The organism is Sulfitobacter sp. M368, assembly GCF_025141875.1.
Lineage (GTDB): Bacteria > Pseudomonadota > Alphaproteobacteria > Rhodobacterales > Rhodobacteraceae > Sulfitobacter > Sulfitobacter mediterraneus_A.
On sequence record NZ_CP081113.1, the window covers coordinates 390,726 to 405,247 of the forward strand.

General features: G+C 58.4%; 14 protein-coding genes. 12 read left to right on the forward strand and 2 right to left on the reverse strand.

Annotation, left to right across the window (positions count from 1 at the left end; all coding sequences use genetic code 11):
* The first annotated feature begins 37 nt into the window (after positions 1 to 37).
* From smpB to K3754_RS01905, 4 genes are all read left to right on the forward strand, one after another.
* A complete protein-coding gene (gene smpB, locus K3754_RS01890) occupies positions 38 to 526 on the forward strand; it encodes an SsrA-binding protein SmpB (RefSeq protein WP_203209302.1) in 489 nt (162 codons plus the stop codon).
* The gene (locus tag K3754_RS01895; protein WP_259940398.1) at positions 519 to 1,163 is read left to right on the forward strand and encodes a glutathione S-transferase family protein; all 645 of its coding nucleotides are present in this window, start codon (positions 519 to 521) and stop codon (positions 1,161 to 1,163) included. The genes smpB and K3754_RS01895 overlap by 8 nt, the downstream gene beginning before the upstream one ends.
* An 87-nt stretch (positions 1,164 to 1,250) precedes the next feature.
* Entirely contained in the window at positions 1,251 to 2,105 is an 855-nt protein-coding gene (gene sseA / locus K3754_RS01900) for a 3-mercaptopyruvate sulfurtransferase (protein ID WP_259940400.1), read from the forward strand.
* The gene (locus K3754_RS01905) at positions 2,105 to 3,289 is read left to right on the forward strand and encodes an amino acid aminotransferase (RefSeq protein ID WP_259940402.1); all 1,185 of its coding nucleotides are present in this window, start codon (positions 2,105 to 2,107) and stop codon (positions 3,287 to 3,289) included. Before sseA ends, K3754_RS01905 begins: the two co-directional genes overlap by 1 nt.
* Before the next feature lie 165 nt (positions 3,290 to 3,454).
* On the opposite strand, the gene K3754_RS01910 is transcribed toward K3754_RS01905, so the two are convergent.
* Together K3754_RS01910 and K3754_RS01915 are read right to left on the reverse strand one after the other, a co-directional pair.
* Positions 3,455 to 4,762, reverse strand: coding sequence for an ammonium transporter (locus K3754_RS01910; protein WP_259940405.1), 1,308 nt, complete (start codon positions 4,760 to 4,762; stop codon positions 3,455 to 3,457).
* Positions 4,763 to 4,792: 30 nt separating this feature from the next.
* Positions 4,793 to 5,131, reverse strand: a complete 339-nt coding sequence (locus tag K3754_RS01915) for a P-II family nitrogen regulator (RefSeq protein ID WP_203209297.1) — start codon at positions 5,129 to 5,131, stop codon at positions 4,793 to 4,795.
* Between the two features lie 254 nt (positions 5,132 to 5,385).
* Between K3754_RS01915 and K3754_RS01920 the strand changes: the two genes are divergently transcribed.
* From K3754_RS01920 to K3754_RS01955, 8 genes are all read left to right on the forward strand, one after another.
* Complete coding sequence (locus tag K3754_RS01920) at positions 5,386 to 7,599, forward strand: transglycosylase domain-containing protein (RefSeq protein WP_259940408.1); 2,214 nt, start codon at positions 5,386 to 5,388, stop codon at positions 7,597 to 7,599.
* A 117-nt stretch (positions 7,600 to 7,716) separates the two neighbouring features.
* Entirely contained in the window at positions 7,717 to 8,565 is an 849-nt protein-coding gene (locus K3754_RS01925; protein WP_259940410.1) for a PhzF family phenazine biosynthesis protein, read from the forward strand.
* A gap of 93 nt (positions 8,566 to 8,658) precedes the next feature.
* Positions 8,659 to 10,395, forward strand: coding sequence for a type I secretion system permease/ATPase (locus K3754_RS01930; RefSeq protein WP_259940412.1), 1,737 nt, complete (start codon positions 8,659 to 8,661; stop codon positions 10,393 to 10,395).
* Positions 10,392 to 11,687: an HlyD family type I secretion periplasmic adaptor subunit gene (locus K3754_RS01935; protein ID WP_259940415.1), complete on the forward strand. Its 1,296-nt coding sequence runs from the start codon at positions 10,392 to 10,394 to the stop codon at positions 11,685 to 11,687. The genes K3754_RS01930 and K3754_RS01935 overlap by 4 nt, the downstream gene beginning before the upstream one ends.
* Before the next feature lie 70 nt (positions 11,688 to 11,757).
* Positions 11,758 to 12,216 carry a RidA family protein gene (locus tag K3754_RS01940; protein WP_259940418.1) on the forward strand — a complete coding sequence of 153 codons (459 nt, stop codon included), beginning with the start codon at positions 11,758 to 11,760 and terminating at the stop codon, positions 12,214 to 12,216.
* Positions 12,213 to 12,974, forward strand: a complete 762-nt coding sequence (locus tag K3754_RS01945) for a glycerophosphodiester phosphodiesterase family protein (RefSeq protein ID WP_259940421.1) — start codon at positions 12,213 to 12,215, stop codon at positions 12,972 to 12,974. Before K3754_RS01940 ends, K3754_RS01945 begins: the two co-directional genes overlap by 4 nt.
* Before the next feature lie 47 nt (positions 12,975 to 13,021).
* Positions 13,022 to 14,209 (forward strand): GNAT family N-acetyltransferase, encoded by a 1,188-nt coding sequence (locus K3754_RS01950; protein WP_259940423.1) that lies wholly within the window; start codon positions 13,022 to 13,024, stop codon positions 14,207 to 14,209.
* On the forward strand, positions 14,206 to 14,514 hold the full coding sequence (locus K3754_RS01955) for a 4a-hydroxytetrahydrobiopterin dehydratase (protein WP_203209290.1): 309 nt from the start codon (positions 14,206 to 14,208) through the stop codon (positions 14,512 to 14,514). The genes K3754_RS01950 and K3754_RS01955 overlap by 4 nt, the downstream gene beginning before the upstream one ends.
* Positions 14,515 to 14,522: the final 8 nt, after the last annotated feature.

The following is a 14,522-nucleotide window of genomic DNA, read 5'->3' on the forward strand; positions in this document are numbered from 1 at the left end:
CTTGCGTGGCTGACGTTCAAGATCTACATCCCTGTGCATGTCACAGGTCAAATCCTCTTCAAAATCCGATCCGAACTACAAGGTGATCGCTGAAAACCGCCGGGCGCGGTATGATTATGCTATTGAAGACGACATCGAGTGCGGAATCATTCTGGAAGGGTCCGAGGTCAAATCACTGCGCCAAGGCGGGGCGAATATTGCGGAAAGCTATGCCGCGGTTGAGGATGGTGAATTGTGGCTGGTGAACAGCTATATCGCTCCCTACGCGCAGGCCAAGACCTTTGGTCACGAAGAGCGCCGCCGCCGCAAGTTGATGGTGTCCCGCAAGGAATTGTCGAACCTTTGGAACGAAACCCAGCGCAAGGGCATGACCCTTGTGCCACTGGTGATGTATTTCAACCATCGCGGAATGGCAAAGATCAAACTCGGCATCGCCAAGGGCAAGAAAAATCATGACAAGCGCGAAACAGCGGCCAAACGCGATTGGTCGCGGCAGAAATCACGTTTGTTGAAAGACCATGGCTGAGCCTTTGAACCTGCTCGGCTTTCGCCATTCGGTTTATACGCGGATTGCCCGCATGGGCCTGATCGAGACCGGGCTGACAGCAACCTACGTTGAGGCGAACCCCTTTGCGGCTGAGCCTGATCCGGTTTTGGCCGCGATGACACCGCTTGGGCGGGTGCCTGTGTTGCAACATGGGGATTTCGTGCTTACGGAAACTGCCGCGATTTTGCGGTATCTCAATGATCTTGGTCCTAAGGCCAGTTTGATCCCCCCCGATCCGCAGGCCGCCGCGCGGATGGCGCAGGTGATGGGGATCGTGGATGCCTATGTCTACCAACCTTTGGTGCGCAAAGTGTTCTCTCACGGGTTTTACCAAGCCGCGGTGGGTGAGGAGGGCGATTCTTCGGTTGTGGCAGAGGGATTGTCCCTGTCCCAAGCGCCGTTGCGGGCGCTCAACAACATTGCCGCTGGCGGATTGCAGCTTGGCGGGCGGGACATCAGCCTTGCCGATCTGCATTTGGCCCCGATGATCGATTATTTCGTCAGGGTGCCTGAAGCTGCTGATTTGTTGCGGCATTACCCTGCGTTAAGCGCGTGGTGGGATGAGATTTCAAATCACCCCTCTTTACGGAATACGGATCCCTTTCCAGACCAATAGTTCAAGACCCTTGCTGCATGCTACCACCTTGCCAGTCTGCGTCTGCGGAGATAGGCAGTGTGCGACCTGTTTTGCAAAGGATTCCCGATGGCTGATGATCCCAAAACACTGGTGTCGACCGCATGGTTGGCCAAACACCTGAAAGATCCCGATCTGCGGCTTTTGGATGCGTCATGGTATTTGCCCGATGAGGGCCGCGATGCCAAAGCCGAATATGACGCTGCGCATATCCCCGGTGCACGGTTTTTCGACATAGACGAGATTTCCGATGCTCGGTCGGACTTGCCACATATGGCACCGCCGGTGGAAAAGTTCATGTCGCGGATGCGGGCGATGGGCGTTGGCGACGGGCATCAGGTAGTGGTCTATGATGGCGCTGGCCTTTTCTCTGCCGCGCGTGTCTGGTGGCTGTTCCGTCTCATGGGGCAGGAAAACGTTGCTGTGCTGGATGGCGGTCTTCCCAAATGGGTCGCCGAGGGGCATCCGACCGAAGACATGCCGCCGATCCCGCGTGATCGCCACATGACGGTCCGTTTCCAGAACCAGTTGGTGCGCGATGTCACGCAGGTGGCGCATGCCTCCAAGCTGGGTGATCCGCAGATCGTGGATGCCCGCGCCGCTGCACGGTTCCGCGGCGATGCGCCTGAGCCGCGTGAAGGATTGCGCGCTGGCCATATTCCGGGTTCGCGCAACGTGCCTTTTGGCACCCTGCTCAATGACGACAAAACCATGAAGACTCCGGACGAGACCCGCGCCGTTTTTGAAGCGGCGGGTGTGGATCTGGAAAAACCCGTCATCACCTCATGCGGGTCAGGCGTCACGGCGTCGGTATTGGCGCTCGCGCTTGAGCGGATGGGGCATCATTCTTGGTCCCTTTATGATGGATCATGGTCGGAATGGGGGATGTTCCCCACCGTTCCTGTGGCAACCGGAGAAGCCTAATGTTCGAGACATTGAAAACCCAACCAGCGGACAAGATCCTTGCGCTGATGCAGATGTACCGCGAAGACCCGCGCGATACGAAGGTCGATCTGGGTGTTGGCGTTTATAAAGATGCAACGGGGCTGACGCCGGTGATGCGGGCGGTGAAAGCGGCCGAGCAGAAGATCTGGGAAACCCAGGATACCAAGGTCTATACCGGGCTGATTGGTGATCCGGCCTATTCGGATGCGATGATTGAACTGGTGCTGAACGGCGCAGTACCGCGGAACACCATTGCGGCGGCGGCAACGCCCGGTGGCACCGGTGCGGTGCGCCAGGCGTTTGAAATGATCCGTATGGCCAATGCAAAGGCGCGAGTGTTCGTATCCAACCCGACATGGCCAAACCACCTCTCGATCCTGTCGTATCTTGGTATCGAAGCGGTGCCATACCGCTATTTCGACGGTGAAACGCGCGGCGTTGATTTTGATGGCATGCTGGCCGATCTGAAGACTGCAAAAAAGGGTGATGTGGTTTTGCTGCATGGCTGTTGTCACAACCCGACCGGTGCGAACCTGAACGCGGCGGAGTGGGACGCGGTGATTGCGGTGCTGCAGGAAACCGGTGCAACCCCGATGATCGACATTGCCTATCAGGGCTTTGGCGACGGGCTGGCCGAAGATGCGGCAGCAACGCGCAAACTGGTTGCGGCAGTTCCGGAATGCCTGATCGCGGCGAGTTGTTCCAAGAACTTCGGTATCTACCGCGAACGCACAGGCCTCTTGATGGCCATCGCAGCGGACCCTGCGGCGCATACGTTGAACCAAGGCACGCTGGCCTATCTGAACCGCCAGAACTACAGCTTTCCGCCCGATCATGGTGCACGGATCGTCACCACGATCCTCACCGATGATGCGCTGCGCAGCGATTGGATGGCGGAGCTTGAAGAGGTGCGCCTTGGCATGCTGGATCTGCGGCAGCAGTTGGCAGCGGAATTGCAGCGGCTTTCAGGGTCGGACCGGTTCGGGTTTTTGGCCCAGCACCGCGGCATGTTCTCGCTTTTGGGAACGTCACCCGAAAAGGTTGAACTGCTGCGCAAGGAACACGGGATCTATATGGTGGGCGACAGCCGCATGAACATCGCGGGTTTGAATGCTGACACAGTGCCCGTCTTGGCCAAGGCGATCATTGACGCGGGCGTTTGAGGCGTTTGTCCCAAGGGCGTCGCGGGTTGATGGGCGGGGATTGAGTTTTTCTTGCCAAATGAAGCCAAGGGCAGTGCTCGACTTTTGAAACCAAGCCAATGGGATTGATGGAATAGAAAAAGCCCGGTCGATTGACCGGGCTTTTGGTTTTTTGATGGTGAGTGCTCAGCCGTTGGAGAACTCCGGATAGGCTTCCATGCCCAGTTCGGATGTGTCCAAACCGTTGATCTCGGCCTCTTCGCTGGCACGGATGCCGAGGGTTGCCTTGAGGACCATCCAAGCGATCAGGCTGATCACGAAGACAAAGATGCCCACTGCGGCAAAGCCGATGATCTGGGTCACGAAGGATGTGCCTTCGGTATAGACCGGCACCACCAATGTGCCCCAGAAACCCGCGATCAGGTGAACCGGGATAGCGCCCACAACATCGTCGATCTTGAGCTTGTCGAGGAAGGGCACGGCAAAGACCACGATCACACCGCCAACAGCACCAATCCAAAGCGCCCCAAAGAGCGTCGGATCAAGCGGCCCGGCGGTGATGGAGACCAGACCGGCCAGCGCACCGTTGAGGACCATTGTCAGGTCAACCTTGCCATACATCACCTGCGTCAGGATCAGCGCGGCAATAGCGCCCGCTGCAGCGGCCATGTTGGTGTTGGCGAAGATCTGCGCGACGGCATCGACATCTTCGAGCGTGCCCATGGCCAGCTGTGATGCGCCGTTAAACCCGAACCAGCCCATCCAGAGGATGAATGTGCCCAAGGTGGCCAGCGCCAGGTTGGAGCCCGGCAGCGGGATCACACGGCCTTCTTTGCTGTATTTGCCCAGACGCGGTCCGAGGATGATGGCACCGGCCAGTGCGGCAAAGCCACCGGCGGCATGTACGAGGGTCGAGCCGGCAAAATCGCTAAAGCCCATGGTGCTCAAGAAGCCGCCACCCCACTGCCAGCTGGCTTCGATCGGGTAGATGATACCTGTGAGCACAACTACAAAGATCAGGAAGGGCCACAGTTTGACCCGTTCAGCCATGGTGCCAGACACAATGGAAGCCGTGGTGGCGCAGAACATCAACTGAAAGAAGAAATCAGAGGCGTTGGAATAGCCGCCTGCATCGATGTCAGTCTTGATGTCTTTGGGTGAGATGGTGCCAAACACCCCTTCGATGATCCAATTGCCATCGCCGGGATACATGATGTTATAGCCAATGAGCCAATACATGATGGCGGCAATGCCAAACAGGCCCATGTTCTTGGTCAGCTGGGTTGTGACGTTTTTGGACCGGACTAGCCCGGCTTCGAGCATGGCAAAGCCTGCGGCCATCCAGAACACCAGAAAGCCGCCGATGAGAAACAGCAGTGTGTTAAAGATGAATGTTGTTTGTTCGAGCGTGGCAAATTCGGCGTCTTGCGCGGCGCCCAATGTCGGGACCATGGCAATCGCGGCGGCCAATGGTAGATATTTGATCTTGGTCATGGATGGGTTTCCTTTTGATCGGGGAGGAGATCAGATGGCGTCTTCGCCGGTTTCACCGGTGCGCACGCGCACGGTTTGATTGACGTCGAGAACAAAGATTTTACCGTCGCCAATCTTGCCCGTGCGGGCGGAGGTCGAGATCACCTCGACGATCTGGTCGGCCATGCTGTCGGCGACGACCAGTTCCAGTTTTACTTTTGGGACAAAGTTCACGACGTATTCGGCGCCGCGATAGATTTCGGTATGGCCTGACTGTGCGCCAAAGCCTTTGACTTCTGTGACCATCAAACCGCGAATGCCCGCTTCGGTCAGTGCTTCGCGGACCTGTTCCAGTTTGAATGGTTTGATCGTTGCAATGATGAGTTTCACCTTATGGCCCTCTTCCGGTTGGCAGGGTTGCCCTGCATTGTGCAGGTGCAGAAAATCGGAAGAAGCGGCGGTAATGGAAGGAGTCGCAGGCGAATCCGGTGTTGCATTCGCTTGTCACCGCCCAAAATTTGTGCGCATGAGGCATCTTGCTTAAAAAGTGGGCGAAAATTTGATGTTGAAAGCGGCTGACGGTGCTAAACAATCGGAGGCCGCCAAGGTAAAGTAAGAAAAAATCAGGCCGGGCAGGCAACAAAATGAGTGACAGTTCCAAGCGCAAACGCCCGTTGGTGGCTGACAAACGCTATCCGAGCAAGGGCAAGGCCGCGGCGAAAAAGCCGGCCAAGAAACCTGCGCCGAAGAAACCCGCGACCAAACGCAAGGCCGCGCCTAAACGTGCCAAGCGGGGCGGGATCATCGGATTGTTCTCGGCTTTGTTCCGGTGGATCTTTCGGCTGATTTGGAGAATCACATGGCGGATCACCGCTGTCGCGGTTCTGGTGCTGTCATTGGCTGTCGGTTATTTCTACACCACGTTGCCGCCGCTTGAGGCGCTGTTGGATGGCCGCGCGCGCGGCTCAGTGACGATGCAGGATCGTTACGGCGATGTTTTTGCATGGCGCGGGGACCAGTTTGGCGGTGTGGTGACCGCAGACAGCGTGTCACGCCACTTGAAGAATGCGGTGATCGCGACCGAGGACAAACGCTTTTACCGCCATTTCGGGATCAGCCCACGCGGCATCGCCTCTGCGGTGCGCATCAACCTCAGCGAGGGGCGCGGCCCGTTGCAGGGGCATGGCGGGTCTACCATCACACAGCAGGTGGCGAAACTTTTGTGTCTTGGCGAGCCGTTTGACCCGAACGCGGGCCTGACCGAAAAGGAATACGAATCCGCCTGTCGCCGGACGTCCCTGCAACGCAAGGCGAAAGAGGCGTTGTTCTCCATGGCGATGGAGGTGAAATACACCAAGAACGATATCCTCTCTATCTATTTGAACCGCGCCTATATGGGCGGGGGTGCCTTTGGGGCCGAAGCGGCGGCGCAGCGGTTCTTTGGCAAACCCGCCGCAGCGGTGAATGCGGCGGAGGGGGCCATGCTGGCCGGTCTTCTAACAGCGCCCACAACCCTTTCGCCCACCAACAATCTGGATCGGTCGCAAAGCCGCGCGGCCACTGTGATCCGGTTGATGCGGGAACAGGGCTATCTGACAGAGGACGAGGCAGCACAGGCTCAGGCCAATCCGGCAGAACTTTCCGAAGCGGCAGAGGCCAAGGCGGGTGGATATTTCGCCGATTGGGTGATGTCCACCGGGCCGGAGTTTTTCACCCGAAACACCACCGAGGATGTGATCATCAAGACCACTTTGGACCAGAGGATGCAGAAGGCTGCCGAAGAAGGTCTGAAGTGGGTGTTCGATAACAAGGTGCGTGAAGGATCCAAAGCGCAGGCAGCGATCATTGTGATGTCTGCGGACGGCGCCGTGCGCGCCATGGTTGGCGGGCGCAAGACCAAGGTTGCGGGTGCCTTTAACCGCGCCACGCAGGCGCTGAGGCAAACCGGATCAGCGTTCAAGCCGTTTGTCTATGCCGCCGCTTTGGATCTTGGCTATTCGCCCAATGATCTGATTGACGATTCTCCGTTTTGCATGACGATCCCCGGATCGGGTGAATGGTGCCCCAAAAACTACACCAAGCGCTTTGAAGGTATGGTCACGATGACCCAGGCCTTGAAGGATTCGTTGAATGTACCGGCCGTGAAAATCTCGGAGAGCGTTGGCCGTGATCTGGTCAGCCAGGTGGCAAGTCAGTTCGGCATTCAAAGCGATCTTGCCGCAGGGCCGGCCTTGGCTCTGGGCGCATCTGAAAGCACCTTGATCGAGATGGCCGGTGCCTATGCGGGCATTCTCAATGGCGGTTCTTCGGTGACACCCTATGGTCTGGTCGAACTGCGGTTGCAGGGCGATGAAGAGCCCCTGATGGGCACCGGTGGCGGGATCGGCGAACGTGTCATTCAGGAAAGCGCTGCGCGGCAGTTGGTTTACATGATGGAAAAGGTCATCTCCGAAGGCTCTGGCCAGCGTGGCCAATTCGGCGGGCGGCAGCTGGCGGGGAAGACCGGTACAACATCGGCGGCGAAAGACGCGTGGTTTATCGGTTTTTCTGCCGATTATGTTGCGGGCGTCTGGATGGGGTATGACGACAACACCCCGCTGAGCGGTGTGACGGGTGGCGGTCTGCCCACAGACATCTGGCGCGAAGTGATGAGCCGTGTTCATGAGGGTTTGCCGCTCAAGGATCTGCCGATGTCAGCGCCAGCGCCGTTGAGCGATTTTTCTGACGAGAGCCAGGGCACCAATCCCACGGGGAACGGAGGCGGCGCAGGAACCGTCATTGATCAGATCCTGAACGAGATATTCGGGAAAAGCGGATCAGGATCAAATGCTCCGAACCCGGAGGGCGGAGATCGTTAGGGCCCTGACCCTAGGTGGCGCGGGCATTCCGATAGCTGATGGAATAGCTCACATTCATTCATTTTTGTTTCATCGTCTTATGTGTCAGCTTCGGCAGACACATTGGAAAGGTGCAACATGACTCCCTTACATATCTCCTCTTTTTCTCGCGGCGACAGCGGCGGCAATCCGGCAGGGGTGGTCATTTCTGATCGCCTGCCAGATCCTGACACCATGCAGCAAATCGCAAGGGAACTCGGTTATTCCGAAACCGCCTTTGCCGCGCCTCAGGGCGGGGGCTGGAAGGTCCGCTATTATGCGCCCGTAGGTGAGGTTGCCTTCTGCGGCCACGCGACCATCGCGCTGGGCGCGGCATTGGGCCAGGAGAACGGCGCTGGTCGCTACGATCTTCATCTGCGCGACGACGATATCACGGTTGAGGCGATGCAGGTTGGCACAGATTGGCACGCGGCACTGCAATCTCCGGCAACATGGTCAAAGCCGATGGCAGAGGATTTGTTGCTGGCGTTGCTGAGCCATTTCGGACTGTCACAGGATGATCTTGACCCGGCATTTCCGCCGACGCTTGGCTTTGCCGGGGTGCGACATGGCATTCTGGCGCTGAAAGATCGCAGCAAACTGGCTGCTATGTCCTATCCTTTTGATGCGATGCAGGCCTTGATGCTGGACCATGATCTGGTCACCGTGAGTCTGCTGCATTTCAGGTCGCCCCGCGCCATCACGTCGCGCAATGCTTTTGCCAGTGGCGGCGTGGTTGAAGACCCTGCAACAGGTGCAGCGGCGGCGGCGCTTGGCGGGGCATTGGTCGATCTGGAATGGGACGGTTTACAAGAGGGCGGCCAATTCTCCATCTCGCAGGGGGAGGATATGGGCATGCCATCGGAGCTGACTGTCGAGGTGACCGGCACAAAAGGCGGGTCGGTTCGGGTCAGCGGCGCAGCACGCTGGATGAACGCGGGCCAATAGCAGCAACAAGATATTAAACACCCTGTGGTCCAATCCCACGTCCCGGCCCCGTTTTGCGCCGGGGCGCGGGAACGCTAAGTCAGGGTGTGCCAATTGAAATCCGGGGCGATCAAACGCGGCGAGGCAGAGCTGCGCCGTATACGCAGGCAAAGCCGGCCTCTTTATTGTGCCGTCGCAGTGTTCAGCCTCTTCGCAAATCTGCTGTTGCTGACCGGTCCGGTGTTCATGCTTCAGGTCTACGACCGCGTGCTTGGGTCAGGGTCCCAAGAAACATTGGTTGCCCTGTCCGGCTTGGTGATTTTTCTGTTCGTCGTTTTGGGCCTGCTGGACTTTCTGCGTGACCGGATCATGACCCGGATTGGTCTGCGGTTTCAGGCGGATCTGGAAAAGCGTGTGTTCGATGCGATATTGCGCAAATCGGCGCTGTTGCCGGATGACGGTGACGGGCAGGGGCTTCGCGATCTCGACGCGGTGCAGCGGCTGATTGCTTCGCCCGTGCTGATTGCGTTCTTTGACCTGCCTTGGACGCCGGTCTTTTTTGTGGCGATCTTTGCCTTTCACCCGCTGTTGGGGCTTGGGGCGCTCTTTGGGGCAATGTTGCTGGTCGCAATCACGGTAGCAAATCAAATTCTGTCTCGCGATCCGCAAGCCAGGGCGGATATCGCTGCGCAGGGGGCGCGTGTGATCCAAGGGCAATTGCAGCGCGAGGCAGAGATCGTTCACGCCCTTGGTATGGCGGAAGCCGGATATCATCGCTGGCAAGGGGCGCGGACCGTCGCATTGGCAAGCCAGTTGGCGGTGGCGGATATTGGAGGCGGTTTCAGTGTCTTAACCCGCACGCTTCGGCTCGCGTTACAATCTGTGATGCTGGGTCTTGGCGCTTGGCTGGTGCTGCAAGGGCAGATCTCGGGCGGCGCGATGATTGCCGGTTCGGTTTTGATGGGGCGGGCGCTCGCACCGGTCGAGGCCTTGCTGAACCATTGGCCGGTCTTGCAACAGGGGCGCAAGGGATGGTGCAGTCTGGCGGCGCTGTTGGGAGAGGTCGGCGCAGCGCCGGTTCGCATCGATCTGCCTGAACCTGCTGCCCGGTTGAGCGTGGAAGCCCTGACTGTTGTGCCGCCGGGAGAAAAACGCGCAACGCTAAAATCGGTTAGTTTTGAAATGATGCCGGGTCAGGCGGTTGGCGTTATCGGGCCATCTGCCAGCGGAAAATCAACTCTGGCGCGCGCCGTGATGGGGGCCTGGCCAGTGGCCGGAGGTCATGTGCGGCTAGACGGGGCAACGGTTGGGCAATACGGGCCACAATCGTTGGGGCGGTATATCGGATACCTGCCGCAGAAACCGACGCTGTTTGACGGTACAATCGCGGAAAACATTGCGCGGCTGAGGCGGGATGCTGATGACAGCAAGGTTGTGTCCGCTGCGCAAAAGGCCGCGGCGCATGAGATGATACTGGCCCTGCCACAAGGATATGACACTGTGATCGACGCCGGGCAGGTGCGATTGTCGGGCGGACAGATACAGCGGATCGGCTTGGCGCGGGCGCTTTATGACGATCCGGTGATCCTGATTCTGGATGAACCCAATGCAAATCTCGACAACAGCGGTTCATTGGCCCTGAACCATGCGGTGCGCCGGATGAAGGAGGCGGGCAGGGCCGTCTTGATCATGGCGCATCGGCCTGCCGCCATACAGGAATGCGATATGCTGCTGGTTCTGGATGGCGGAATGCGCGTTGCCTTTGGCCCAAAGAACGAGGTGTTGGCCGGGATGGTCAAGAATGCGGGCGCAATTCAGCAGGTGCCAGCACAGGCAGGTGGGCTGGGATGACGCGGGCAGACCTTGCATGCCACCGCTTTGTGATCGCAGGCATCGCTGTGATCTGCGCTCTTTTGGGCGGCGTGGTGGTTTGGGCGGTTCAGGTCGAGATTACCGGCGCAATTGTGGTGCAAGGACAGCTCGAGATCGAGCGGAGCAACCAGATTGTGCAGTCCGAAACCGGCGGACGCATCACAGGTGTGCATGTTGCCGAAGGGGATCATGTGCGGGGTGGCGATTTGTTGTTTCAACTCGATCGCGGCGCCGAGCAATTGCGAGAGGACGCGATTAACGAAAAAATCGCCGAACTCACCTTGCGCCGTGCGCGCCTTTGGGCAGAGCAGGATGGCATGGTACGGATCGACTTTCCGTTTGTCGCAGGCAATGTGGATCCGCAGGAAATCGCCCGCATCAAAGAGGGCGAGCGCCACCATCTGGAGGTTCGCAAAGCGATGTTTCTGGACGGGCAGGCACAGATAGCCACCGCCAAGGATCAGATCAGAGCGCAGATAACGGGTATTCAGGCGCAGCGTGCTTCGGTCGTTTTGCAAATCGACCTCATTGCAGAGCAACTGGCCGCGCAAGAAGCATTGCGCGCGCGGGGGTTGGCACCGGCGACATCCGTGCTGGCCTTGAGGCGAGAACATGCCCGGTTGACCGGACATCAAGGCGAGTTGCGCAGCGCCGAGGCGGCCGCACGCGAAAGGATCACTGGTCTGAATTTGGATGCGTTGCACCAAAAGGAGACCCGTAGGGAAGAGATCATCGCGCAACTTAATAAGGTCTCAAGTGAACTGTTGCGGCTGACGGGCGCAAGGGAGGCTGTTTTGCAAGATCTGAACAGGTTGTCGATCCGCGCACCTGTCTCCGGGATTGTGCACCGGTTAGTCGTGAAAAACCAAGGTGCGGTGGTCCGCGGGGGCGAAACGTTGATGCATATTGTGCCGCAAAACAGACCAATGACCGTCATCGCGCGGGTCGCACCCAAAGCGGTAGACCAAGTCCATGTTGGCCAAACCGCCCGCCTGAGGTTGACGGGCTACAACCGGCCGGAAACTCCGGAACTCACGGGTCAGGTGGTGCATGTTTCGCCGGATAGGATCACGGGCCAGAATGGAATGCAGAGCCACTACAACATCACGGTGCAGTTGCCAGCAGGAGCGTCACAGCAATTGGCGTCCGACATACCGCTGTTGCCGGGGATGCCGGTCGAAGTTTTTGTAATTCAAGCGCCCAGATCTGCGATGTCTTATCTTGTGAAACCGCTCACCGACTATTTCGTGCGGGCCTGGCGCGAAAGTTGATGTCGCCTCTTTTCTGCAGCGCTGAAAGTGACTAGCGTCCCGCGTGAAAACCATTTTGAGGAATTACTCCATGAGCTTTACCGCACGTCTGTCCGAACTGGGTGTGACCCTTCCTGATGCACCTGCGCCTGCGGCGAATTACGTGCCGTTTGTGCGGGTTGGAAATCTTGTCCATGTGTCGGGTCAAATCTCGATGGGCCCGGATGGGTTGATCACCGGCAAGCTGGGCGCGGATATGGATGTTGCCGCCGGGGCGCAAGCCGCAAAAACCTGCGCGATCAGCTTGCTGGCGCAGGTCAAGGCGGCTTGTGGCGGCGACATTGAACGGCTTGTCCGCGTCGTCAAATTGGTCGGCTTTGTGAACTCCACGGCCGATTTCACTGACCAACCCAAAGTGATCAATGGCGCGTCCGACTTTATGGTCGAGGCTTTGGGGGATGCTGGTCGGCATGCCCGTTCGGCGGTGTCTGCGGTTTCTTTGCCGCTTGGCGTTGCGGTTGAGATCGAAGGCATCTTTGAAATCAAATGACCCTGCCGCGCGCCTTTTATGAAGTGCCGCTGGCGCATCGTGCATTGCATGATGTGGCGCGGGGGCGGCCCGAAAACAGCCGGGCAGCCATCCGTGCCGCAATTGCGGCAGGGTATGGCATTGAGATTGATGTCCAGCTCAGTGCCGATGGCGCGGCAATGGTGTTTCATGACTACGCGCTGGACCGCCTGACCCACAACAGCGGCGCAGTGCGTTTGCGCAGTGCTGATGAACTGAAGGCGGTGCCGCTAAAGGGCGGGGGTGAGGGTATCCCCGACCTACCCGAAGTGTTGCGGTTGGTCGCCGGACAAGTGCCGCTGCTGATCGAGTTGAAGGATCAGGATGGCGCGATGGGCGATGATCTGGGTCCGCTGGAGCAAGCTACGGCTGCCGCGCTTATCGATTACGCGGGTCCGGTTGCGGTGATGTCATTCAACCCCCATTCCGTGGCAATGATGCGCGACCTGTTGCCGGACGTGCCGCGCGGGATTGTGACCAGCGCCTATCGCTATGACGAATGGCCGCTGCCCAAGGCCACCTGTGACCAACTGCGTGATATTCCCGACTATGACCGGACGGGTTCGTGTTTCATCAGCCATGAGGTCGATGATCTGGACCGCCCTCGCGTGGCAGAGTTGAAAGCGCAGGGTGCGATGATCTGTTGCTGGACGGTTTGCAGCGTTGATGTTGAGAATGAGGCCCGCCAGATTGCGGACAACATCACCTTTGAAGGGTACATCGCCGCGCTTGATGCTTGATCCCTGCTGCGAAAGCCACACATTGGATCAAAGGCAAAGGGCAGAACATGAGCGCGCAAGAAATCGAAATCACCGTGGTGCCGCATCTGGCCGAGATCGGCCAGGAACAATGGGATGCATGCGCCTGCCCCGAAGCGGCGGAGGGTGCGCGACCGGTTGACCCATTCACAACTTACCGGTTTCTGTCGGCGTTGGAGGAAAGCGGCAGTGTTGGTCCCGGCACGGGTTGGCAACCGCAGTACCTGACGGCGGCTGTGGGCGGGCAGATCATTGCGGTGGCACCGCTTTATGCCAAATCGCACAGCCAGGGTGAGTACATCTTTGATCACAACTGGGCCCATGCCTATGAGCGTGCGGGGGGCCGGTACTATCCAAAGCTACAGATCGCGGTGCCGCATACCCCCGCGACCGGACGCCGGTTTCTGACCCGCCCGGGTTTTGAGGACACGGGCATGGCGGCCTTGGTACAGGGCGCGGTGCAGCTGACCGAGAACAACCATTTGTCCTCTCTGCATGCCACGTTTTGCACCAAAGACGAGGCGCTGCGTGCGCAGGGAATGGGGCTGATGGTGCGCAAGAACCAGCAGTTTCATTGGCGCAATGACGGCTATTGTGATTTTGACGACTTCCTTGCCAGCCTCAATTCACGCAAGCGCAAAAACATCCGCAAGGAACGCAAACAGGCACAAGCGTTTGGCGGCACGATAGAGACCTTCACCGGGGATCAGATCGAACCGGAGCACTGGGATGCGTTCTGGCAGTTTTACCAAGACACCGGCGCACGAAAATGGGGGTCGCCCTATCTGACACGTGCGTTCTTTGACATCGCGCATGAGACCTTGCGGGACGACATCGCGCTGGTTCTGGCGCGGCGCGACGGGCGCTGGGTGGCGGGTGCATTGAACTTTATCGGCGCTGATGCGTTGTACGGAAGGTATTGGGGGTGTGCAGAGCATCACCCCTGTCTGCATTTTGAGCTTTGCTATTACCAAGCCATTGATTTTGCGATTGCAAATAGGTTGGCCACGGTAGAGGCGGGCGCACAGGGCGAACACAAGCTGGCGCGCGGCTATTTGCCGACGCCGACATGGTCGGTGCACTGGCTGCGCGACGAAGGGTTTGCAAATGCAGTTGGTGAATACCTTGAGGCGGAACGCGATGCGGTGGACCGCGAGATTGAAATACTGACGGACTACGGGCCTTTCAAACAGGTCCAGATTGAGGAACAGGAATGACAGAACGACTGAGCGAAGAGACACGCAAGACCGTGTTACAGCCGCTTTTTGATACAGGATGGGCGATGGTCGACGGACGCGATGCGATCTGCAAAACCTTCAAATTCCCTGATTTTACCGATGCATTTGGCTGGATGACCCGCGCGGCGTTTTGGTCGGAGAAGTGGGATCACCATCCCGAATGGCAGAACACCTACAATCGTGTGACGGTGACATTGACCACACATAGCGTGGATGGTCTCAGCACGCTTGACGCCAAGCTCGCACGCAAGATGGACGGCCTGTTTGCGCCTGACAACGGATAGGGGGTCTG

Excerpts from the sequence above, each read along its gene's own strand:
- K3754_RS01910 (WP_259940405.1), bottom strand. The coding sequence starts at position 4,762 with ATGACCAAGATCAAATATCTACCATTGGCCGCCGCGATTGCCATGGTC.
- K3754_RS01950 (WP_259940423.1), top strand. The coding sequence starts at position 13,022 with ATGAGCGCGCAAGAAATCGAAATCACCGTGGTGCCGCATCTGGCCGAG.
- K3754_RS01925 (WP_259940410.1), top strand. The coding sequence starts at position 7,717 with ATGACTCCCTTACATATCTCCTCTTTTTCTCGCGGCGACAGCGGCGGC.
- K3754_RS01945 (WP_259940421.1), top strand. The coding sequence starts at position 12,213 with ATGACCCTGCCGCGCGCCTTTTATGAAGTGCCGCTGGCGCATCGTGCA.
- K3754_RS01940 (WP_259940418.1), top strand. The coding sequence starts at position 11,758 with ATGAGCTTTACCGCACGTCTGTCCGAACTGGGTGTGACCCTTCCTGAT.
- K3754_RS01905 (WP_259940402.1), top strand. The coding sequence starts at position 2,105 with ATGTTCGAGACATTGAAAACCCAACCAGCGGACAAGATCCTTGCGCTG.
- sseA (WP_259940400.1), top strand. The coding sequence starts at position 1,251 with ATGGCTGATGATCCCAAAACACTGGTGTCGACCGCATGGTTGGCCAAA.
- smpB (WP_203209302.1), top strand. The coding sequence starts at position 38 with ATGTCACAGGTCAAATCCTCTTCAAAATCCGATCCGAACTACAAGGTG.
- K3754_RS01895 (WP_259940398.1), top strand. The coding sequence starts at position 519 with ATGGCTGAGCCTTTGAACCTGCTCGGCTTTCGCCATTCGGTTTATACG.
- K3754_RS01920 (WP_259940408.1), top strand. The coding sequence starts at position 5,386 with ATGAGTGACAGTTCCAAGCGCAAACGCCCGTTGGTGGCTGACAAACGC.
- K3754_RS01955 (WP_203209290.1), top strand. The coding sequence starts at position 14,206 with ATGACAGAACGACTGAGCGAAGAGACACGCAAGACCGTGTTACAGCCG.
- K3754_RS01935 (WP_259940415.1), top strand. The coding sequence starts at position 10,392 with ATGACGCGGGCAGACCTTGCATGCCACCGCTTTGTGATCGCAGGCATC.